The organism is Caldimonas tepidiphila, assembly GCF_003569765.1.
GTDB classification, from domain to species: domain Bacteria; phylum Pseudomonadota; class Gammaproteobacteria; order Burkholderiales; family Burkholderiaceae_C; genus Caldimonas; species Caldimonas tepidiphila.
This window is the reverse complement of sequence record NZ_QXMG01000003.1, coordinates 97,636-118,018: the sequence shown is the minus strand read 5'-3', so window position 1 is coordinate 118,018 and position 20,383 is coordinate 97,636. Positions and strand designations below refer to the sequence as shown.

General features: G+C 71.5%; 15 protein-coding genes. 11 read left to right on the top strand and 4 right to left on the bottom strand.

The genetic code is table 11. From position 1 onward, the window contains the following. Nucleotides 1-7: 7 nt before the first annotated feature. Nucleotides 8-5,968 carry a hypothetical protein gene (locus tag D3A59_RS07260; protein WP_240635978.1) on the bottom strand — a complete coding sequence of 1,987 codons (5,961 nt, stop codon included), beginning with the start codon at nucleotides 5,966-5,968 and terminating at the stop codon, nucleotides 8-10. Between the two features lie 430 nt (nucleotides 5,969-6,398). Here D3A59_RS07260 and D3A59_RS07255 point away from each other — a divergent pair, with 430 nt between their 5' ends. The 4 genes from D3A59_RS07255 to D3A59_RS07240 all read left to right on the top strand — a co-directional run bounded on the left by D3A59_RS07255 (nucleotide 6,399) and on the right by D3A59_RS07240 (nucleotide 10,029). Then, entirely contained in the window at nucleotides 6,399-7,763 is a 1,365-nt protein-coding gene (locus D3A59_RS07255) for a sensor histidine kinase (RefSeq protein WP_157991437.1), read from the top strand. Then, nucleotides 7,750-8,316: a response regulator transcription factor gene (locus D3A59_RS07250; RefSeq protein WP_119154247.1), complete on the top strand. Its 567-nt coding sequence runs from the start codon at nucleotides 7,750-7,752 to the stop codon at nucleotides 8,314-8,316. Before D3A59_RS07255 ends, D3A59_RS07250 begins: the two co-directional genes overlap by 14 nt. A gap of 73 nt (nucleotides 8,317-8,389) precedes the next feature. After that, entirely contained in the window at nucleotides 8,390-8,833 is a 444-nt protein-coding gene (gene gspG, locus D3A59_RS07245; protein WP_119154246.1) for a type II secretion system major pseudopilin GspG, read from the top strand. Between the two features lie 5 nt (nucleotides 8,834-8,838). Continuing rightward, on the top strand, nucleotides 8,839-10,029 hold the full coding sequence (locus tag D3A59_RS07240) for a type II secretion system F family protein (RefSeq protein ID WP_119154326.1): 1,191 nt from the start codon (nucleotides 8,839-8,841) through the stop codon (nucleotides 10,027-10,029). 31 nt (nucleotides 10,030-10,060) lie between these two features. Here D3A59_RS07240 and D3A59_RS07235 read toward each other — a convergent pair whose 3' ends face one another. Further along, nucleotides 10,061-11,083, bottom strand: coding sequence for an AraC family transcriptional regulator (locus D3A59_RS07235; RefSeq protein WP_119154245.1), 1,023 nt, complete (start codon nucleotides 11,081-11,083; stop codon nucleotides 10,061-10,063). A 138-nt stretch (nucleotides 11,084-11,221) separates the two neighbouring features. On the opposite strand from D3A59_RS07235, the gene icmF reads away from it, so the two are divergent. The 5 genes from icmF (at nucleotide 11,222) to D3A59_RS07210 (ending at nucleotide 18,389) form a co-directional block, all read left to right on the top strand. Next, nucleotides 11,222-14,521: a fused isobutyryl-CoA mutase/GTPase IcmF gene (gene icmF, locus D3A59_RS07230; protein WP_119154244.1), complete on the top strand. Its 3,300-nt coding sequence runs from the start codon at nucleotides 11,222-11,224 to the stop codon at nucleotides 14,519-14,521. A gap of 176 nt (nucleotides 14,522-14,697) precedes the next feature. Continuing rightward, nucleotides 14,698-15,282 carry a polyhydroxyalkanoate synthesis repressor PhaR gene (gene phaR, locus D3A59_RS07225; RefSeq protein ID WP_119154243.1) on the top strand — a complete coding sequence of 195 codons (585 nt, stop codon included), beginning with the start codon at nucleotides 14,698-14,700 and terminating at the stop codon, nucleotides 15,280-15,282. A gap of 108 nt (nucleotides 15,283-15,390) precedes the next feature. Continuing rightward, nucleotides 15,391-16,788, top strand: a complete 1,398-nt coding sequence (gene rimO, locus D3A59_RS07220) for a 30S ribosomal protein S12 methylthiotransferase RimO (protein ID WP_119154242.1) — start codon at nucleotides 15,391-15,393, stop codon at nucleotides 16,786-16,788. 52 nt (nucleotides 16,789-16,840) lie between these two features. Further along, a complete protein-coding gene (locus tag D3A59_RS07215) occupies nucleotides 16,841-18,031 on the top strand; it encodes a PLP-dependent transferase (RefSeq protein WP_119154241.1) in 1,191 nt (396 codons plus the stop codon). A 136-nt stretch (nucleotides 18,032-18,167) separates the two neighbouring features. Next, a complete protein-coding gene (locus tag D3A59_RS07210; protein ID WP_157991436.1) occupies nucleotides 18,168-18,389 on the top strand; it encodes a hypothetical protein in 222 nt (73 codons plus the stop codon). A gap of 105 nt (nucleotides 18,390-18,494) precedes the next feature. On the opposite strand, the gene smpB is transcribed toward D3A59_RS07210, so the two are convergent. Further along, nucleotides 18,495-18,956, bottom strand: a complete 462-nt coding sequence (smpB, locus tag D3A59_RS07205; RefSeq protein WP_119154239.1) for an SsrA-binding protein SmpB — start codon at nucleotides 18,954-18,956, stop codon at nucleotides 18,495-18,497. A gap of 48 nt (nucleotides 18,957-19,004) precedes the next feature. On the opposite strand from smpB, the gene D3A59_RS07200 reads away from it, so the two are divergent. Next, nucleotides 19,005-19,448: a type II toxin-antitoxin system RatA family toxin gene (locus D3A59_RS07200; protein WP_119154238.1), complete on the top strand. Its 444-nt coding sequence runs from the start codon at nucleotides 19,005-19,007 to the stop codon at nucleotides 19,446-19,448. After that, complete coding sequence (locus D3A59_RS07195; RefSeq protein WP_119154237.1) at nucleotides 19,435-19,746, top strand: RnfH family protein; 312 nt, start codon at nucleotides 19,435-19,437, stop codon at nucleotides 19,744-19,746. Before D3A59_RS07200 ends, D3A59_RS07195 begins: the two co-directional genes overlap by 14 nt. Before the next feature lie 28 nt (nucleotides 19,747-19,774). On the opposite strand, the gene D3A59_RS26655 is transcribed toward D3A59_RS07195, so the two are convergent. Next, a complete protein-coding gene (locus D3A59_RS26655) occupies nucleotides 19,775-20,296 on the bottom strand; it encodes a DUF4124 domain-containing protein (protein WP_119154236.1) in 522 nt (173 codons plus the stop codon). Between the last annotated feature and the right edge of the window lie 87 nt (nucleotides 20,297-20,383).

Here is a 20,383-nt window from a genome sequence, read left to right as displayed (position 1 = left end):
CCGGTCCTCACTCGTCGACCCGCAGGATGCCCCACAGCCCGCTGGCGTTGCCGATCGAGCCCTTGTCGCGGAACAGGTAGTCGCCCGCCACCTTGTTGCGCCCGCCCGCGCTCGGCAGCCGGAAGGTGAAGTGCGAGGCGCCGGTCAGGCTGTCCTGGCCGCCCAGCACGAAGCCGAGCGGGTTCTGACCGATCGCGCGCGAGCCGACCAGCGGGTTGCCTGCCGCGTCGAACAGCCCCGCGTTGGCAGCCACCGGGCACACGCCGAGCAGCCCGTGGAGCTGCTGGTCCGGGCAGACGTAGGGATCGCGCTGCCAGAGGTGGCCCTGGACCGAGAAGGTGCTGCCGCGGCTGGCGCTGTGGGGCGCCGCCACGTGCAGCCGCACCTCGTCGCCGGCCTGCGCGCGCAGCACCGGCGTGACCGGGTCCGCGCCGCCGGTGAGCACGTTGCTGTAGGCCTGGTGCGCGTTGGCCACGCCGCCGAAGCAGCCCGGTCCGCAGCCGGCGCCGCCGAAGTCCGCGTTCGGCGCGAGGCCGAAGCGGAACCACAGCGGCTCGATGCCGTAGTTGAAGGCCATCGCGGTGCCGTCCTGGCTGTCCTCGGGGATGCCGGCCCCCTCGCCGTTGATGTGCTCCACGGGCGAGCCGTCGGCCCAGCGGTGGTTCAGGTTCTTCGCCATCACCAGCATCAGGTCGCGCGCGCTGCGCGCCGCGCCGGTGGCCGGGTCGGTCCAGCGGACGGTGGCCTGTGCGCGCTGGTCCGGGTCCTCGGCGATCGTGGCGCCCTGCGGCACGACGACCATGCCGCCGACGAGCGACTTCTGGCCCTGCTTGATCTTGTCGGCCGGCAGCAGCCCGAAGCCGCCGAACTCGACCGGGGTGGCCACCATCCTCACCGCGCTGCCGGCCGGCCTGGTGCTCAGGTCGCCGGCATACCAGCGGTAGGTCTGCGCGTCGCCGGCGTTGCCGGTGGCCGGGTCGACCGGCGCGACGGTCTGGGCGATGTTCTGGCCGACGTTGGCGCCGTCGTCCTGCGTCACGTCCAGCGCGAGCAGCTGCGGGTGCAGGCCGACGGTGGTGGAGGGCCGGATCAGGTTGTTGTCGAAGGGGGTCGAGCCGTCCGCCCGGTCGCGGTCGCGCTTGACCAGGCCCAGCAGCGTGCCGAGCGAGGGCAGGTCGGGCGCCACCGCGGGCAGCCGGTTGTGGAGCGTGAGCTCGACGCAGGAGCCGGCCGCCGCGCGCAGCATCAGCGGCTCGACCTTCAGGCCGGGCTTCAGGCGCACCGCGCAGGCCGGCTTCGTGACGCCGGGGGCGTTGCGGCTGTCCTGGCAGGCGCGGTCGGCCGGGTTGCGCGGCTCCAGGTCCTCGATCCGCACGTACAGCATCGCGGTCGGGTCGTGGAGCGGGCCGCTGCGCCCGCTCGCGTTCGGCGTTGCGCGCGGGTTGTAGACCAGCGTGCCGCCGTTGGGGTTCAGCGGCGCGCCGTTGTGCTGTGCCGGGCTGCCGAAGTCCAGCTTCACGCCTGCCGGGCGCCGGTCGGCCAGCAGGTCGTTGGCGAGGATCGCCACCACGCGCTGCCGCACCACCGGCGCGCTGGTCGGGCACACGCCGACGAACTCCGACGCGTTCTCGATGCGCGGCGACTTCGGCGTCGGGTTGCTCGGCAGCGCGAACAGGTCGCTGCGGGCCGCGTCGTAGGCGCGCAGCAGCCCCCACATGCCGCTCCACCAGCCGTCCGTCGAGGTGTCGAGGCTGTAGGCGTAGTCCTTGAAGCCCGGGGTCGTCACCTGCTTGTTGACCGGGATCACCGGGGCGGCGAAGGTGAACTGCTCCGAGATGCCGGTGGCCTGCGCGTTGCGCCAGCCGGAGTTGGGCGCGCGGCCGAAGGCCGAGCCGCCCTGCAGCCACTTGATGCCGTGGATGCTCGCGTTGTGCTCCTCCTCGTGGCCGCCGGCCTGGACCTTCATGCGCACGATGTCGCCGGTGTAGCTGCGCATCATCGGCGTGAAGGGGTCGTTCGGGTCGATGGCGCTCGCGGCCTGGAGCGGGCGAGCCCAGAAGCCGAGCAGGGACTCGCCGAGGTTCATCTCGGGAATCGCGCGCACGATCGGCTTCACGGTGCCGTCCTTCGCGAGGATCTTGGTCGACAGCGCGTAGGCGAGGTCGCCCGCCACGCCCTCGGCCTGCGCGCCGGGCTTGCCGTCGGGCCCGAGCTTGTTCGGGTCGAAGACGCGCAGCCCGACCGGCTCCTGGCGGTAGTTCACCACCATCATGCCCGGGTCCTGCACCGAGATCGCCTGCGGACAGGGGCGCGACGGGCAGCCGGGCAGGATCCCGCCTGCGACCTCGAGCACGAGGTCCGGGTACAGCGGCGAGATCTGCTTGCGTGCCGGCGGATTGATTGCGCGGCGGAAGCTGTCGGCGAGCGCCGGCGCGGTGGCGCGCGAGGGGTCGAACGCGTCGACGACGATCTGCGCCGGCTGCGGCAGCCCGTCCGGCCCGGCGCCGACGTAGACCCCCTTCTCGTAGGCGTGCTGGAAGTCGCTGAACTCGAAGAAGAACTCGCGGTGCGCCGGCACGGTTTCGGCCTTCACGTTGCTGCCGCCCGGGGCCGTCGAGGGCGGCAGGATCGCCGCCTGCCAGCTCGTCGGGCCGCCGTCGCTGAAGCTCGTGCCGTCGAGCCGCGTGTCGGTGCGCGCCGGCGCCCCGTTCGTCGGGTTGTAGCCGAGCGGCTGGCCGGTCTCGTTGTGCACCCAGCGCGAGCCCGCGGGCTCGGCCAGCACCGTTCCGTACAGGCCGGTCTGCTGGTGCGTCGACGGGCCGAAGTGGTCGTGCGTGAAGGCCAGGCCCAGGCCGCGGTCCACGCCGAGGGTGTTGACCACCGGGTCGGAGAACCAGCGCTGGGTCGTGGTGCGCGCGCCCAGCCACTCCTCCGGGTAGCGTCCGCCGAGCCCGGCGGCGACCTTGCCGAAGTAGGGATGGGGCCGGGCCACCGGGCAATCAGGCGTGCCGTTGCGCGCGTCCTCCGCCTGGCAGCCGTTGTACGCGCGGATGGCCTGGATGCGCTCGCGCAGGGCACCCGGGGAGGCCGTGCCGTCCTCGTAGTTCCAGCCGTTGGCCGCGCCGTCCGCCGTGGTGAGGTCCCACTTCGGCAGGTGCATGTGCTGCCCGATCAGGTCGGTGGGCGTGCGCACCTGGTAGTCGTCCATCTCGTAGTAGGCGGGTGCCAGGTTGGTGTGGTGGAAGACGGCGCAGTCGAAGGTGTTGAGCCGCATCACCAGCGGCTCGGGCGGCCGGGCCTTCGTGATGACGCCGGCCGCGTCCTGCCACAGCGTCAGGATGCGCTGCTGCGGGTAGTGGTAGCCGGCCTTGTTGAACACCGCGTCGAACTGGATCGCGGCGCCCTTGTAGATGCGCGGGTTGCTCGCGCTGAAGTGGCTCGAGCCCCGGGTGGACAGCGCCGACGGCGATTCGCCGCTGAAGAAGCGACCGACCACGCCGCTGTCGAGCCGCGTGCCCGCGTCGTCGATGCAGGGCTCGTGGAAGGGCGCGCCGACGGCGGGCGGCGCGCCGTTGGTGACGAAGTCCGCGCTCGACACGTTGCCGTCCAGCCCCACCTTGCGGCTCGGGTGCCGGCGCTTGGCATGGAAGGCCATCGCCAGTTGCTCCAGGTCGGTGCCTTCCTCGGGGTAGAAGACCGGCTTGGCCTTCTCCACCGTCTTGCCGAAGTCCAGGTTGTTGAGCACCGACACCGCCTTGCCGCCCGCGGCCATGCCCTGCAGCGCGTGGCGCGGCAGGCCGCCGTCGAAGCCGTCGGCCTGCTTCGGGTCGAGGTTCGCCCACAGCGGATTGCCGGACGCCTTCAGCGCCGCCGCCTTGGCGGAGTCGAGCATGTCGAGCACCGGCGTGGGCGGGCGCTGCCCGACCACGTCCTCGATGCCCGCGACCCAGAACGGGAAGCCCGGGTTCCTGCTGCGGTCGAGCACCTTCGCGTTCGAGCCGATCACGGTCGTGCCATCGGCCGCGAACTTCGGCACCACGGTCACCTCGCCCGGCATCAGCGGCAGCGCCTTGCCCGGCAGCGGCACCACGGCCGGGATCGGCGTGCCGGCGGCGATCTCGCCGTCCGGATAGGCGCGCGCGCCGGCGGCCGGCGTGGTGTCGGCCAGGCCCCACGGCTCGGTGTGGTAGCCGTCGGCGCCGGTGGGCGCCTTCAGCCGCGTGCCGGTCTCGAACACGTCGTGGTTGCGCCAGTGCGCCCACATGCCCTGCGCGAAGTGCGGGTAGAAGTGGCAGTGGTAGATCGCGTCGCCGGCGCTCTTGTTGCGGTTGCCCGAGCCGCCGAAGTTGATCTCGTAGGTGTAGCCCGAGCCCGGGCCGAGGGTCTGCGCGTCGAGGTAGTTGGAGTTGTCGTCGTTCGGGTTGTAGAGCCACTGGTGGTTGTGCAGGTGGAAGACGTGGTGCTCGGTGCCGACGTGGGTGTTGCGGAACTTCACGAAGTCGCCGATGTAGCTGTGGTGCACGTTCGACGGGTCGCTCGCGCCGATCGCATAGGCGGCCTTCGGGCCGAGCGCGCCCTGCGGGGGCTGCTGGCCGGGGCGCAGCGACTCGAGCCCGAAGTTGGCCGGGATGTCGACGAGCAGCGCCGGGTCGCCGACCGCGAAGGCGCTGAGGAAGAACTCCTCCATCGAGCAGCTCAGGCAGTCGTGCATCGGGCCGACGCCCAGGCGGTTGGCGATGATCTCGGCGCCGACGCCGGCCGAGCCGTAATTGACCATGAAGGCGTCGCGCACGCCTTCGAGCACGTGGCCCATTACCGGGTCGTCCTTGAAGAAGCCGGGGAAGGCCTGCGCAGTGGCGACCTCGTCGTGCCACAGCGAGGCGAAGTCGCGAAAGGGCTCGAGCCGGTTCGGCAGGCTCGGGTTGCGCTTGTTCTTCGACTCGAGCGGGTAGGTGCCGGGCGGGAAGCTGCCGTCGGCATTGGGCCCGGCGACGATCGCGGCGATCTCCGAGTGCACGATCTCGCACGAGGTGGCGGTGGCGCAGCGGAGCATGTTGAGCACCGGCAGCCCGGCCTTGCCCTCGAGCCGGAACACCTCGATGTCGGGGTACACCGCCTCGTAGTCCAGGACGGGCTGGCCGAGCTCGGTGCGGCGGCGCGTCGCCATCCGCATCTCCTCCTCGTTGACCTGGCTGCGGTAGATGCGCGCGCCGGCGGGCTCGACGATCACCTGGCCGAACAGGCCCGTGGAGAGGTGGCCCTGGTTGCCGTCCGAGCCGATCGTCACCCCTTCGCTCGTCGCGACGAAGACGCCTTCCTTCTCGGCGTAGAGCCGGTAGCTGCGGGTCTCGCCCGGCGCCGCGAGACTGCCGGTCTGCTCGTTGCGGCTGCCCTTGCCGCCGGCGAGGTGGTTGCGGCCGACCATCGCGCCCGCGTCGTCGATGCCGCCGACGGGCTGCATGCCGGCGGCATGGAAGCCCACCACGCGCGAGGCCGGCTGCTCGTCGATGAAGACCGTCGTGACCGCGCCGGCCGCGGTGGTCTTCGGCACGTCGAAGGGGTTCGGGTGGCGCGTCAGCAGGTTCTGCAGGTTCACCGTCAGGCAGTCGCCCTGGCGCACCCGCAGCACCAGCGGGCGCGGGCGGCGGTCGGGCCGCAGCTCGACCTCGCCGGGCACGGCACCCGCCGCGTCCACCGTCAGCGGCAGCCGGCTGTCCTTGTGGATCACGTCGCGGCGCAACGCGTAGACCGTCGCGTTGACGTTCGACGCGCCGAGCCGGTTGTACATCAGCGGCTGGTCGATCGCGACGATGTCCGCCGTCACCGTGCGCTGGCAGGATTCCTGCGCCGCGGCCGCGCCGAGGCCGACGCCCAGGCCCGGCCAGAGGGCCAGTGCCGCGAGCAGGGAACGTGCGCCGCTGCGGCCCGCGCACCGAGCCGGCCGTGATGCCTGAAGGGGGTTCGCCATCGCCTCTTGCCTCCGTCCCGTGCCGTATCGGCTGCCGTCGAGCTGTGGTGGCAGCGCATTGCAATGCAGCATAGGAAGGACGGGCTGCGAAGGAAACGCGACACGTTGTCGCACCGGATGAGGGAGTAGCCGCTCGCGCCGCAGCCGACATGGCCGGCGCGGGGCCAGACGGGGCCGGAGGGCCGCGGCTGCGCGGCAGCGCGGCATCGTGTTGCGGGGGGCCGGCGCCCGAGCCGCCCGGGGCGGCTTCGGAGGCCCCCCGGCCGTGGGAGGCGCGCGGACACGGCCGCGAACTAAGCTGCGCTCGCCGCACGAGAACCTGTCCACGGGGCTCGCGCGGTCTCCGGGTCCGCCCGCGCAGCGGACGCCTCGATGCCGCGTCGCGGCGGACCCGGCCGAGCGCCGTCGATTTCCACGAGAGAGGGATATCTTGGCCCATGCATCGATGCAGGCGCCGAAGTACGACCGCGCCGACCCTGCGAACCAGCCGCTGCTGCGGGCCATGAGGACATGGCCCCGCCTCTCGGTGGCGGGGCAGGCCGCGGGCCTCGCCCTCGCGGGCTTCGTGGGGGAGGAGAGACTGCCTTGGGCGGTGCTGGTCGGCGGCCTGGGGCTGCAGGCCGGCCTCGGGCAGGCGATGCTCTGGCGGCTGCGCCGACACGGCGGCGTCGACGAGGCCGGGCTGCTCGGGCAGGGCCTCGCGGAGCTGCTGATCCTGTCCTGGATGGGCCATGCGATCACGGCCGGTCCCCAGCCGCTTGCCGGCATGCTGATGGTGCCCTTCCTGCTCGTGCCGACGGCGATCGCGGCGGCCTTGCTGAGCGGGCCGCGCCGCTGGGTCTCCGCCACCGCGGCAGCGGGCCTCTGCGGCTGGCTGATCCTCGCGGCGCTGCGCCGCGTCGTGCCACCGCTCGGGCCCGCGGAGCTGCAGCTGCCGCTGTCCGCGCTGTGGCTGACGGTGCTGCTGGCCGCCGGGCTGCTCGCCGCGTTCGTCGGCCTGTGGGCGCAGCAGGCCCGCGAGCACGAGCGCCGCCTCGCGGAGGCGGCGCGCCGGGAGCGCGACAGCAGCTTCCTGGTCGAGGTCGGCAGCCTGGCCGCCGGCACCGCGCACGAGCTCGCGAGCCCCCTCAACACGATCGCGGTGGTGGCGGACGAGCTGTCGAGCCGGCGCGACGCGAGCCCGCCGGAGCTGCGGCAGGGGCTGCACACCATCGCGAGGCAGGTCGATGCCTGCAAGGCGACGCTGGCCGGCTTGCGCGACTGCGGCCGGCTCGCCGCCGCGGACGCCGAAGGCGTGCACGAGCGGGCGGACGCGTTCGTCGATGGCGTGGTGGGGCGCTGGCTGGCGGCGCGGCCCGGGGTGCGGCTGCGGCGGCGCTGCTCGCGCAGGACGCCGCCGCGCGTGCCCGCCGACCGGCGGCTGGCGCAGGGGCTGGCCAATCTCCTGAACAACGCCGCGGACGCCTCGCGCGCCGAGGTCGTGCTCGACTGCATCTGGCGCGCCGACCACGTGGTGCTCGGCATCCGGGACCGCGGACCCGGGATCGCGCCGGCGCTGGCCGAGGGCAGGGCCGCCCCGTCCTTCACCACCAAGCGGGAAGGCCTGGGGCTGGGCCTGCTGCTGGCGCGCACCGCCGTCGAGCGCGCCGGCGGCCGCCTGAGGCTGTCGGCCAGGAAGGGCGGCGGCACCTGCGCGCTCGTCCTCCTTCCCGCCGTCGCGGCGGCCGGCGCCGGGCCCTGCGAGCGGCCTTCCTCCTCGACCCCCCTCAATGGAGCAAGCCATGGCAAGCAGTGACGATCCCCGGCCGAGCGCCGGCACCGCGAAACCGCCGGCCCTGCTGATGGTGGACGACGACGAGGCGCTGTGCGAGGCCCTTGCCAAGGCCTTCGCGAGACGCGGCTTCGCGGTCACGCTCGCGCACGAGCAGCGCGCGGCGCTGGCGGCGGCCCGGGAGGTGCAGTACGCGGTGGTGGACCTCAAGCTGCCGGACGGCACGGGCCTCGCGCTGGTGCAGCGGCTGCTGCAGTCGAACCCCGCGCTGCGCATCGTGGTGCTGACGGGCTTTCCGAGCATCGCCACCGCGATCGAGGCCGTCAAGCTCGGCGCCCGCTACTACCTCGCCAAGCCGGCAGGGGCCGACGAGATCCTCGCGGCGCTGCATCGCGATGCCGGCGAGGTCGCGATGCCGGTGGTCGGGAAGCGGCTGTCGGTCGAGCGGCTCGAATGGGAGCACATCCAGCGGGTGCTGAGCGAGCAGGCCGGGAACATCTCCGCGGCGGCCCGCGCGCTGTGCATGCACCGCCGCACCTTGCAGCGCAAGCTGGGCAAGCACCCGGTGCGGGAATAGTCCCGGCCGGGACGGGACGGCGCGCGCCGCCGGGGCGCCCGCCGAGGCAGTTGGCAGGCAGGAGGGATCGGCAATGTCGGCAATCGATACGACGGCGGGCCGCGCTGGCGGCCGCGGGCAGGGCGGCTTCACGCTGCTCGAACTGCTGGTGGTGATGGTCATCATCGGCCTGCTGGCCGCCTACGTGGCCCCGAGCTACTTCGGCCAGGTCGGGAAGTCGCAGGAGAAGGTGGCGCGCGCGCAGATCGAGGCCTTCGACCGCGCGCTCGAGCAGTACCGGCTCGACGTCGGCATGCTGCCGAGCACCGAGCAGGGGCTGGCGGCGCTGGCCACGGCTCCCGAGGGCCAGTCGCGCTGGGCCGGCCCCTACCTGAAGCGCCAGGTGCCGCTCGATCCCTGGGGCCATCCCTACCACTACCGCCATCCGGGCAGTCGTGCGGAGTTCGACCTGTTCTCCCTGGGCAAGGACGGTCGCCCGGGCGGCGAAGGCGAAGCCGCCGACATCACCAACTGGTGAAGCCGATGCGATTCCACGTCAGGGGCCTGAAGGGCGCGCGGGAAGTCGCGGCGCTGACGATCGATGCCGCCGATGCGCAGGATGCCGCGCACCAGGCGCGCGAGCAGGGCGTGAGCGTGGTGTCGGTGCGCGCCGAGCGCACGCCGCTGCGCCTGCCCGGGGCGTCGCGGCGCTTTCCGCTGCTGCTGTTCGCGCAGGAGCTGGTCGCGCTGCTGGACGCCGGGCTCAACGCGGTGGAGGCGCTCGAGATGCTGTCCGAGCGCGGCGCCGGCGGCGCGCCGCAGCCGGTGCTGCGGCGGCTGCGCGCGGCGCTGCAGGACGGCCACACCTTCTCGCAGGCGCTCGAACGCATGCCCGAGCTGTTCCCGCCGCTGTTCGTCGCGGCGGTGCGCGCCAGCGAGCGCACCGGCGACCTGCGCGAGGCGCTGGCGCGCTACATCGACTACCAGGTGCAGGTCGAGCAGGCGCGGCAGAAGCTCGTCAACGCCACGATCTATCCGGCGCTGCTGCTCGGCGTCGGGGCGCTGGTGGCGGTGTTCATGCTGGTCTACGTCGTGCCACGCTTCAGCCTGGTCTATGCCGGGCTGGGGCAGGACCTGCCGCTGCTGTCGCGGCTGCTGCTGGGGCTCGGCGAGGGGCTGCGCGACCACGCGCTGCCGCTGGCGGCGCTGCTGCTGGCCGGCGCAGCGGCCGCCGTCCAGGCGCTGCGCCGCCCGCCGCTGCGGCAGTGGCTGCTGACGCGGCTGCTGTGGCGCCTCCCGGGGGTCGGCGAGCGCGCGCGCCTGCACCAGCTCGGGCGCTTCTACCGCACGATGGGCATGCTGCTGCGCAGCGGCATCCCGGTGGCGAGCGCGACCGAGATGGCCGCCGGGCTGCTCACGCCGAGCCTGCGGCCGGCGCTGCAGCATGCGACGCGGCAGCTGCGCGAGGGGCAGGCGCTGTCGGTGGCGCTCGAGCGCAACGGGCTGGCGACGCCGGTGGCGCGCGGGCTGCTGCAGGTCGGCGAGCGCAGCGGCCGCATCGGCGAGATGATGGAGCATGCCGCGACGCTGTGCGAGAACGAGATCGCGCGCTGGATCGAGCGCTTCACGCGGCTGTTCGAGCCGCTGCTGATGGCGGTGATCGGCCTGGCGGTCGGCGTGATCGTGCTGCTGCTCTACCTGCCGGTGTTCGAGCTGGCCGGCAGCATCCGCTGACAGCACGGCCCGGCGGCGGCTCCGCTGCGGATCAGGCCTCGTTGCCGGCCGGGCCCGCGGCCCGGCCGGCGCGGTAGTCGCCCGGCCGCGCGCCGGTCCATTTCCGGAACGCGCGGTGGAAGGCGCTCGGCTCGCGAAAGCCCAGCAGGTCCGCCATCTCGGCGATGCTGAGCCCGCCGTGGCAGAGGTGGTGGATCGCGATGTCGCGGCGCAGCGCGTCCTTGATCTCCTGGTAGGACACGCCCTCGGCCTCGAGGCGGCGCCGCAGTGTCGCCGGGGCGACGCCGAACCTCGCGGCCAGCTCGTCGAGCGTCGGCCAGGGCGCGCCGAGGCTGCCGCGCAGCTGGCGGCGGATGCGCGCGCTCCAGCCCTCGGTGTTGCGGTACTTCAGGAACACCGACTGCGGCGCGCTGCGCAGGAAGGCCTTCAGCGCCGCCTCGTCCTGCACGATGGGCAGCGCCAGCACGCGCGCGTCGAGCCGCAGCTCGGTGCTCGGCGCGTCGAAGCGCAGCTGCTGCGAGAACAGCAGCCGGTATTCCACGGCATGCTCGGGCGCCGGGTAGGCGAAGTCGGCGGCACGGATCGCGATGCGCCGCCCGCCCAGCCAGCACAGCAGGCCGTGCACCATCACGAGGTAGGTCTCGACCGCGAAGCGCCGGTCCGCGAGCCCCGCCATGCGGTGCCCGATGCGCAGCACGCAGTCCGCGCCCTCGACGTGCAGCTCGGCGTCGATGTCGTCGAGGAAGACCGCGAAGCCGCGCAGGCACTGCCGCAGCGCCCGCTCGAGCGTGCCGCAGTGCAGCAGCGCATGGCACAGCAGCGCGAAGCTGCCGACCTTCATGCGCCGCGCATCGAGCCCGAAGAACTCGTCGTCGAGCTCGCGCGCGACCGCCAGCCACAGCGCCGCGAAGGCGCGCGCCGGCACGCGCGCCTGCGCCGCGCCGAGCAGCGCGGCGGGGATGCCGGCCTGCGCGAGCACGCGCGGCAGCGCGGCGGCCGGCAGCTTGGCGAGCGCGGCACGCACGAAGTACATCGAGACGCTGTCTTTCTCCATCCGGGGCAGGGCGGCGCGACTGGCAAAAACGCGCAGCCGCAGTGATCGCTTTCGCTATGGCGGCGCGCGCGCAGCCTTCCTAAACTGGGGAGGATACCTTTCCCGTCCCTCGCCACCGTACTGCAGGAACCTCGCACCGTGACCGACCTGTCCGCCGACTACAAGGCCCTGACCGAATTCCGCCCGCAGCACAAGGTCCGCTTCGTGACCGCCGCGTCGCTGTTCGACGGGCACGACGCCTCGATCAACATCATGCGCCGCATCCTGCAGGGCATGGGCGCGGAGGTGATCCACCTCGGCCACAACCGCTCGGTGGACGAGGTCGTGACCGCCGCGCTGCAGGAGGACGCGCACGGCATCGCGATCAGCTCCTACCAGGGCGGCCACGTCGAGTACTTCAAGTACATGGTCGACCTGCTGCGCCAGCGCGGCGGCGCGCACATCCAGGTCTTCGGCGGCGGCGGCGGCGTGATCGTGCCGGCCGAGATCCGCGAGCTGCAGGCCTATGGCGTCTCGCGCATCTTCAGCCCCGAGGACGGCCAGCGCATGGGGCTGCAGGGCATGATCGGCGAGATGCTGATGCGCAGCGACCGCGACCTGTCGGTGCACGCGTCCAAGGACGTCGCGGCGATCCAGGGCCACGGCGAGATGGCCTGGCGCGCGCTCGCGCAGCTGATCACGGCGCTGGAGAACGGCGCGGCACCCGCCGAGGTGCGCGAGGCGCTGCAGGCGCAGGCGGCCGGAAAGCGCGTGCCGGTGCTCGGCATCACCGGCACTGGCGGCGCGGGCAAGTCGAGCCTCACCGACGAGCTGATCCGCCGCATCCGGCTCGACCAGGACGACGAGTTGCGCATCGCGGTGATCTCGATCGACCCGTCGCGGCGCAAGAGCGGCGGTGCGCTGCTGGGTGATCGCATCCGCATGAACGCGATCAACCCGTGGAGCAAGGGATCCCGGGTCTACATGCGCAGCCTCGCCACGCGCGACTTCGGCAGCGAGATCAGCCAGGCGCTGCCGGACGTGATCGCCGCGGCGAAGGTCGCCGGCTTCGACCTCGTGGTCGTCGAGACCTCGGGCATCGGCCAGGGCGACGCCGCGATCGTGCCGCACGTCGACGTGCCCGTGTACGTGATGACGCCCGAGTTCGGCGCCGCGAGCCAGCTCGAGAAGATCGACATGCTCGACTTCGCCGAGTTCGTCGCGATCAACAAGTTCGACCGCAAGGGCTCGCTCGACGCGCTGCGCGACGTCGCCAAGCAGGTGCAGCGCAACAAGGAGGCGTTCGGCAAGCGGCCGGAGGAGATGCCGGTGTTCGGCACGATGGCCGCGCGCTTCAACGACGACGGCGTCACCGCGCTGTTCCAGGCGCTGATGCCGCGGCTGAAGGAGCTCGGCCTGAAGGCGGGGGAAGGGCGCCTGCCGCTGGTGGACACCCGCCACAGCACGCAGCAGACGCCGGTGGTGCCGCCGGCGCGCACGCGCTACCTCGCCGAGATTTCCGATGCGGTGCGCGGCTACAAGAAGCGCGCGCGCGAGCAGGCGAAGCTCGCCCGCGAGGCGCAGCAGCTGCTGGCCTCGGAGGCGATGCTGAAGGCGGCCTGCTGCGACGCCGCGGCCGAGGCCGCCGGCCCGAGCCTGCGCCAGCTCGCCGACGAGCGCCTCGCCAGGCTCGATTCGCACTCCCGCAAGCTGCTCGCGCAGTGGCCCGAGATGCAGAAGGCCTACGCCGGCGACGAGTACGTCGTGAGGATCCGGGACAAGGAGATCCGCACCTCTCTCGTGCACACGACGCTGTCGGGCAACAAGATCCGGAAAGTCGCGCTGCCGCAGTACGAGGACCACGGCGAGCTGCTGAAGTGGCTGCTGCTGGAGAACGTGCCCGGCTCCTTCCCCTACACCGCCGGCACCTTCGCCTTCAAGCGCGAGGGGGAGGATCCGACCCGCATGTTCGCGGGCGAGGGCGACGCCTTCCGCACCAACCGTCGCTTCAAGCTGCTGTCGGAAGGGATGCCGGCCAAGCGCCTGTCCACCGCCTTCGACTCGGTCACGCTCTACGGCAACGACCCGGACCCGCGCCCCGACATCTACGGCAAGGTCGGCAACTCGGGCGTGTCGATCGCGACGCTCGAGGACATGAAGGTGCTGTACTCCGGCTTCGACCTGTGCAGCCCGAGCACCAGCGTGTCGATGACGATCAACGGCCCGGCGCCGTCGATCCTGGCGATGTTCATGAACACCGCGATCGACCAGCAGCTGGAGAAATTCCGCGCCGACAACGGCCGCGAGCCCACCGACGACGAGACGGCCAAGATCCGGGCCTGGGTGCTGGAGAACGTGCGCGGCACCGTGCAGGCCGACATCCTGAAGGAGGACCAGGGCCAGAACACCTGCATCTTCTCCACCGAGTTCAGCCTGAAGGTGATGGGCGACATCGCCGAGTTCTTCGTGCACAACCGGGTGCGCAACTTCTATTCGGTGTCCATCAGCGGCTACCACATCGCCGAGGCCGGCGCCAACCCGATCAGCCAGCTCGCGTTCACGCTGTCCAACGGCTTCACCTTCGTGGAGGCGTATCTGGCGCGCGGCATGCACATCGACGACTTCGCGCCGAACCTGAGCTTCTTCTTCAGCAACGGCATGGATCCGGAGTACACCGTGCTCGGCCGCGTGGCGCGCCGCATCTGGGCGGTGGCGATGCGCGAGAAGTACGGCGCGAACGAGCGGTCCCAGAAGCTGAAGTACCACATCCAGACCTCGGGCCGGTCCTTGCACGCTCAGGAGATCCAGTTCAACGACATCCGTACCACGCTGCAGGCGCTGATCGCGATCTACGACAACTGCAACAGCCTGCACACCAACGCCTTCGACGAGGCGATCACGACGCCGACGGAAGAAAGCGTGCGCCGCGCGATGGCGATCCAGCTCATCATCAACCGCGAGTGGGGCCTGGCGAAGAACGAGAACCCGAACCAGGGCGCCTTCATCATCGACGAGCTGACCGAACTGGTGGAGGAGGCGGTGCTCGCGGAGTTCGAGAAGATCGCCGAGCGCGGCGGGGTGCTCGGCGCGATGGAGACCGGCTACCAGCGCGGCAAGATCCAGGAGGAGAGCATGCACTACGAGATGCTCAAGCACACCGGCGAGTACCCGATCATCGGCGTGAACACCTTCCGCAATCCGCACGGCGACCCGGTGCCCGAGACGATCGAGCTCGCGCGCTCGACCGAGGAGGAGAAGCAGAGCCAGCTGCAGCGCCTGGAGGCCTTCCACGCGCGCCATGCGGCCGAGGCGCCGGTGCAGCTCGCGCGGCTGCAGCAGGCGGTGATCGAGAACCGCAACGTGTTCGAGGTGCTGATGGACGCGGTGCGGGTGTGCTCGCTCGGGCAGATCACCAACGCGCTCTACCAGGTCGGCGGCCAGTACCGGCGCAACATGTGACGGGAGGCCCGGAGGGGGCAAGAGGGGGTCCCGAGGGGGGCGGGAGCGGCCCTGGCGGCCGGCACTCCGGTCCGTCCCCCGTCCCTGCGGGGTAATTCCCCTCCGGTCGGGGGAAATACCCCCTCTAGAATGAGCGAAAGGCTGCCAGACGTCGCAGCCCCGATGGAGAACAGCTCATGCCGCAAGCCAAACCCAGCGCAGCCGGCGCCGGGACCGAGGGCGCCGAGGGCTCGGTGCGCACACTGAAGAAGTATCCGAACCGCCGCCTCTACGACACACAGACCAGCAGCTACATCACGCTCGCCGACGTCAAGCAGATGGTGCTCGAAGGCGAGACCTTCGTCGTGCGCGACGCCAAGACCAACGAGGACCTCACGCGCAGCATCCTGCTGCAGATCATCCTGGACGAGGAGTCCTGCGGCGTGCCGATGTTCTCGACGCAGATGCTGGCGCAGATCATCCGCTTCTACGGCCACACGATGCAGGGCCTGATGGGCTCCTACCTGGAGAAGAACATCCAGACCTTCATCGACGTGCAGAACAGCTTCGCCGAGCAGTCCAAGGGCATGTACGAGGGCGTGAACCCCGAGCTCTGGACCCAGCTGCTCAATGTGCAGGCGCCGATGATGCAGGGCCTGATGACGAGCTACCTCGAGCAGTCGAAGAACCTGTTCGTGCAGATGCAGGAGCAGATGCAGAAGCAGGCCGAGTCGCTGATGCCACCCGGCTTCCCGGGCTTCCCCGGCAGCAACAAGCGCTGACGGCGGCTTCCCGCCGAGCCGGCCGGCCTGCATGTGCCGGCCGGATGTCCTGCCGCGCGCCGCCCCCACGGGACGGCCGGGAAGCCCGCATCGGCGAAAATCCCGGCCATGACGCAAGACACCCTCTCCGCCGGCGCCGTCGAGGCCGGCGCGACCCCCCGCATCGGCTTCGTGAGCCTCGGCTGCCCGAAGGCGCTGACCGACTCCGAACTGATCCTCACGCAGCTCAGCGCCGAGGGCTACGCCACCTCCAAGACCTTCGAGGGCGCCGACCTCGTGATCGTCAACACCTGCGGCTTCATCGACGACGCCGTCAAGGAGAGCCTGGACACGATCGGCGAGGCGCTCGCCGCCAACGGCAAGGTGATCGTCACCGGCTGCCTCGGCGCGCGCACCGGCGAGGCCGGCGGCAACCTGGTGCAGCAGATCCATCCCAAGGTGCTGGCCGTCACCGGCCCGCACGCGACGCAGGAGGTGATGGACGCGGTGCACAAGCATGTCCCGAAGCCCCACGACCCCTTCGTCGACCTGGTGCCGCCGGCCGGCATCAAGCTGACCCCGAAGCACTACGCCTACCTGAAGATCAGCGAGGGCTGCAACCACCGCTGCACCTTCTGCATCATCCCGGGCCTGCGCGGCGACCTGGTGTCGCGCCCGGTCGGCGACGTGCTGACCGAAGCGCAGCGCCTGTTCGAGGGCGGCGTCAAGGAACTGCTCGTCGTCAGCCAGGACACCAGCGCCTACGGCGTCGACGTGAAGTACCGCACCGGCTTCTGGAACGGCTCGCCGGTGCGCACGCGCATGCTCGACCTGGTGCAGCAGCTCGGCGCGGTTGCCCAGCGCCACGGCGCGTGGGTGCGCCTGCACTACGTCTACCCCTATCCGCACGTCGACGAGATCGTGCCTCTGATGGCGCAGGGCCTGGTGCTGCCTTACCTGGACGTGCCCTTCCAGCACGCGCACCCGGACGTGCTCAGGCGCATGAAGCGCCCCGCGAGCGGCGAGAAGAACCTCGAGCGCATCCAGCGCTGGCGCGAGCTGTGCCCGGAGCTGGTGGTGCGCTCGACCTTCATCGCGGGCTTCCCCGGCGAGACCGAGGAGGAGTTCCAGTACCTGCTCGACTTCCTGCGCGAGGCGCAGATCGACCGCGCCGGCTGCTTCGCCTACTCGCCGGTTGAGGGCGCGGCAGCCAACGAGCTGCCCGGTGCGTTGCCCGACGAGGTGCGCGAGGAGCGCCGCGCGCGCTTCATGGCGGTGGCCGAGGAGGTGTCGGCAGCGCGCCTGAAGCGCCGCGTCGGCGCCACGATGCAGGTGCTGGTCGACTCGGCCCCGGCGCTCGGCCGCCGCGGCGGGGTGGGGCGCAGCTACGCCGACGCGCCGGAGATCGACGGCACCGTGCGGCTGCTGCCGCCCGAGAAGGCGTCCAAGACGCTGAAGGTCGGCGAGTTCACGCGCGCGCGCATCGTCGCGACCGAGGGCCACGACCTGATCGGCTTGCCGATCTGAGCCTGAACCCCGCGGGGCGGCGCTGCCGGTGCCGCCCTCTTAAGATGGCGGCATGAAGCCGCCCACCTCCACCGAGCTGATCCACCATCCCTACACGCCGCCCGAGGGTTTCCAGGCACCCCAGCCCGGCGTGTTCAAGGCCTCAACGGTGCTGTTCCCCAACGTTGCCGCGCTGCGCGCGCGCAACTGGAAGGAAAAGACCGGCTACACCTACGGCCTGCACGGCACGCCCACCACCTTCACGCTCGAGGAACGCCTCGCGACGCTCGAGGGCGGGCGGCAGGCGCTGCTGACGCCGAGCGGGCTCGCCGCGATCGCGCTGGTCGACTTCGCGTTGTTGAAGACCAGCGACGAGGTGCTGATCCCGGACAACGCCTACGGGCCGAACAAGGAACTCGCACGCCACGAGCTCGCCGCCTTCGGCATCGCGCACCGCTTCTACGATCCGCTGATCGACGCCGAGGCGCTGAAGGCGATGATCGGCGAGCGCACGCGACTGCTGTGGCTCGAGGCGCCGGGCTCGGTGACGATGGAGTTCCCGGACTTGAGCGGGCTCGTGCGCGCGGCGCGCGAGTGCGGCGTGATCACCGTGCTCGACAACACCTGGGGCGCGGGGCTGGCCTTCCGCCCCTTCGATCTCTGCGGCGACGGCAGCCTCGGCGTCGACATCTCGGTGCAGGCGCTGACCAAGTACCCCTCCGGCGGCGGCGACGTGCTGATGGGCTCGGTCACGACGGTCGACGAGGCGCTGCACCTGAAGCTGAAGTTCGCGCACATGCGTCAGGGCTGGGGCGTGGGCGCCAACGACGTCGAGGCGGTGCTGCGCAGCCTGCCGACGCTGCCGCTGCGCTACGCGGCGCACGACGAGGCCGCGCGCGAGCTCGCCCGCTGGTGCCAGAAGCAGCCGGAGATCGTGCAGGTGCTGCACCCGGCGCTGCCGGGCTCGCCCGGTCACGAGCACTGGCGGCGCCACTGCCGCTCGGCCGCCGGCCTGTTCTCGGTGGTGTTCGACCCGGCGCTCGGCTGGGCCAGGGTGGACGCCTTCGTCGACACGCTCAGGCTCTTTCGCATTGGCTACTCCTGGGGCGGCCCGATGAGCCTCGCGGTGCCCTACGACATCGCCGGCGCGATGCGGGCGCAAACGCATGGCGTGCGGGGACCGCTGGTGCGCTTCTCGGTCGGCCTCGAGGCGGTGTCGGACCTGATCGGGGACCTGGAGCAGGCCTTGCGCACCTTGCGGTGAGGGGGCCAGGCGGCTGCAATCTCCGGCCGGGGAAATACTTTTTGTTACATTGGCTCGTTTGATACAAGATGTTTCACGAGGCGCGATGAAGCTAGGAACAGTGCGAGTGACGCTGCGGACGGCGGACCGGGAGTGCGTGTCCGAGTTGGACGTCATCTGGATCGGCAACGCGCCGCACGCGGTCCTCGAATGGCGGCCCGGGCCGGGCGGTCCCGTTCCGGCGGAGACGCTGCGGCTGCGGACCAGCCATCTGCATCCTCTGGAATCGGAGGACGGCGAGGGCTCGGAGGACGAGGACGAGGTCCAGAAGTGGCAGTACTCGGCCCCGGTGGACGAGGCGAGCAAGATCGTCCACTGAGGCGCTGACGCCAAGCCGGGCAGGCGCGGCACCCGCCGCGGGACGGGCCGTCGTGGCGCCGCCGCCCCCGCGCAGCCGTCGCGGGCAGGCGGGCGCGGCGCGCGCTCAGCTGTTGTTCGACGAGACCTTGTGCCGCATCAGCCGGCCCTTCTCGCGCTCCCAGTCGCGCTTCTTCTCGGTCTCGCGCTTGTCGTGCGTCGCCTTGCCCTTGGCGAGCGCGATGTCGGCCTTGATGCGGCCCTTGGTGTAGTGCAGGTTCAGCGGCACCAGCGTGAAGCCCTTCTGCTCGACCTTGCCGATCAGGCGCTGGATCTCGTCCTTGTGCATCAGCAGCTTCTTCGTGCGCTGCGCCTCTGGGCGCACGTGGGTGGATGCGGTGCGCAGTGGGTTGATCTGGCAGCCGATCAGGAACAGCTCGCCGTCGCGGATCACGACGTAGCCGTCGGTGAGCTGCACCTGGCCCTCGCGCACCGCCTTGACCTCCCAGCCCTCCAGCACGATGCCGGCCTCGTAGCGTTCCTCGATGTGGTAGTTGAAGTGGGCTTTGCGGTTTTCGGCGATGGACATGGGAACTCGGCGGGCCCGGCAGGGGCGTCACTACAATCGCTGCATTGTATGAAGCACGTCAAGAAGTCCATCCTGTTGTGGTACTCCCCGAGCGAGATGTACCGTCTCGTGACCACCGTGGAGGACTATCCGAAGTTCCTGCCATGGTGCGAGAAGGCCGAGGTGCTCGGCCGCAACGACACGAGCATGACCGCGCGGCTCACGCTCGCCTACGCGGGGCTGCGCCATGCGTTCACGACGCACAACACCCATGTCGAGAACGAGCAGGTGCTGATCAAGCTGGTCGACGGCCCCTTCTCGATGCTCGAGGGCGAATGGCGCTTCGTGCCGCTGGGGCAGGGCGGGGCGGCCTGCAAGATCGAGTTCGACCTGCGCTACGCCTTTGCGAGCGTCGCGCTGCAGGCGGTGGTCAGCCCGGTGTTCGACCGCATCGCCAACACCTTCGTCGACTCCTTCGTGAAGCGTGCCGAGCAGGTCTATGGCAGCCGCTGAGCTGAGCGTCGAGGTGGTGTATTCGGCGCGTCCCGGCGAGCTCGACCGGGTGCCGCTGCGCCTTGCCGAAGGCTCGACCGTGCTGCACGCGCTGCGCGCCAGCGGCTTGCTCGAGCGCCATCCGGAGATCGATCCCGGCAGCCAGCCGGTCGGCGTGTGGGGCCGCAAGTGCCCGCTGTCGCAGGGGCTGCGCGACCGCGACCGGGTCGAGCTGTACCGGCCGCTGACGGTGGATCCGAAGGAGGCGCGCCGCCTGCGCTACCGCAGCCAGCGCGAGCGCTCGCCGAAGCGTCCCTGAGCGGGCGGTGCCGCCCTCGTCGCGCTCGCTACTTGCAGTTCAGGGCGAGCGAGCGGCGCAGGCGGGCGATCTCCTCGGTGCGCTGCGCGTCGTCGAGGATCTCGCGTTCGCCGCTGTCGTTCGTGCGCGACAGCCGCTCGCCGGACTCCAGCGCCCGCAACTGGCCGCGGCCGCGGTTGCAATGCTCGGCCCGCTCCTTCGCGGCCCGCTGCTCTTCGGCCTTGCGGCGTGCCTCTGCGGCCTGCTCCTCGGCCTTGCGGCGCGCCTCCACCTCCTTGTCGAGCGGGCTGCCCGAGGCCTTCTGCGCCGGGGCGCTCGCGGCCTGGGCCGGCGCCGCGACCACACGGCCGGCACCCGCCGCGGCACGCGCGGCCGCGCCCTCGTTCGGAAGCCGCAGGATGTCGCTGTCCGGCACGCCGGCCGGAGGCGGGAGGTCGCTGTACTGCACCTTGCCCTGCGCGTCGCGCCACTTCCATTGGGCCGAGGCGGGCATCGAGAGGGCGGCGGCGGCAAGCGCGAGCGCGAACAGGAAAGAGCGGGACGGTTGCATGCCCGCCAGTTTAAAGGCCTATCGGAGCGGCGCGACGAGGAGTCGAACGGGATGGGCGGAAGCCTGTGAAGGCGTTCCGGGAGAGGG

What these genes read in the sequence shown, in the direction of transcription:
- D3A59_RS07200 (WP_119154238.1), top strand. Translation starts at nt 19,005, where the DNA reads ATGAAGCACGTCAAGAAGTCCATCCTGTTGTGGTACTCCCCGAGCGAG.
- smpB (WP_119154239.1), bottom strand. Translation starts at nt 18,956, where the DNA reads ATGTCCATCGCCGAAAACCGCAAAGCCCACTTCAACTACCACATCGAG.
- gspG (WP_119154246.1), top strand. Translation starts at nt 8,390, where the DNA reads ATGTCGGCAATCGATACGACGGCGGGCCGCGCTGGCGGCCGCGGGCAG.
- D3A59_RS07215 (WP_119154241.1), top strand. Translation starts at nt 16,841, where the DNA reads ATGAAGCCGCCCACCTCCACCGAGCTGATCCACCATCCCTACACGCCG.
- D3A59_RS07260 (WP_240635978.1), bottom strand. Translation starts at nt 5,968, where the DNA reads ATGGCGAACCCCCTTCAGGCATCACGGCCGGCTCGGTGCGCGGGCCGC.
- phaR (WP_119154243.1), top strand. Translation starts at nt 14,698, where the DNA reads ATGCCGCAAGCCAAACCCAGCGCAGCCGGCGCCGGGACCGAGGGCGCC.
- D3A59_RS07195 (WP_119154237.1), top strand. Translation starts at nt 19,435, where the DNA reads ATGGCAGCCGCTGAGCTGAGCGTCGAGGTGGTGTATTCGGCGCGTCCC.
- D3A59_RS26655 (WP_119154236.1), bottom strand. Translation starts at nt 20,296, where the DNA reads ATGCAACCGTCCCGCTCTTTCCTGTTCGCGCTCGCGCTTGCCGCCGCC.
- D3A59_RS07235 (WP_119154245.1), bottom strand. Translation starts at nt 11,083, where the DNA reads ATGGAGAAAGACAGCGTCTCGATGTACTTCGTGCGTGCCGCGCTCGCC.
- rimO (WP_119154242.1), top strand. Translation starts at nt 15,391, where the DNA reads ATGACGCAAGACACCCTCTCCGCCGGCGCCGTCGAGGCCGGCGCGACC.
- D3A59_RS07250 (WP_119154247.1), top strand. Translation starts at nt 7,750, where the DNA reads ATGGCAAGCAGTGACGATCCCCGGCCGAGCGCCGGCACCGCGAAACCG.
- D3A59_RS07240 (WP_119154326.1), top strand. Translation starts at nt 8,839, where the DNA reads ATGCGATTCCACGTCAGGGGCCTGAAGGGCGCGCGGGAAGTCGCGGCG.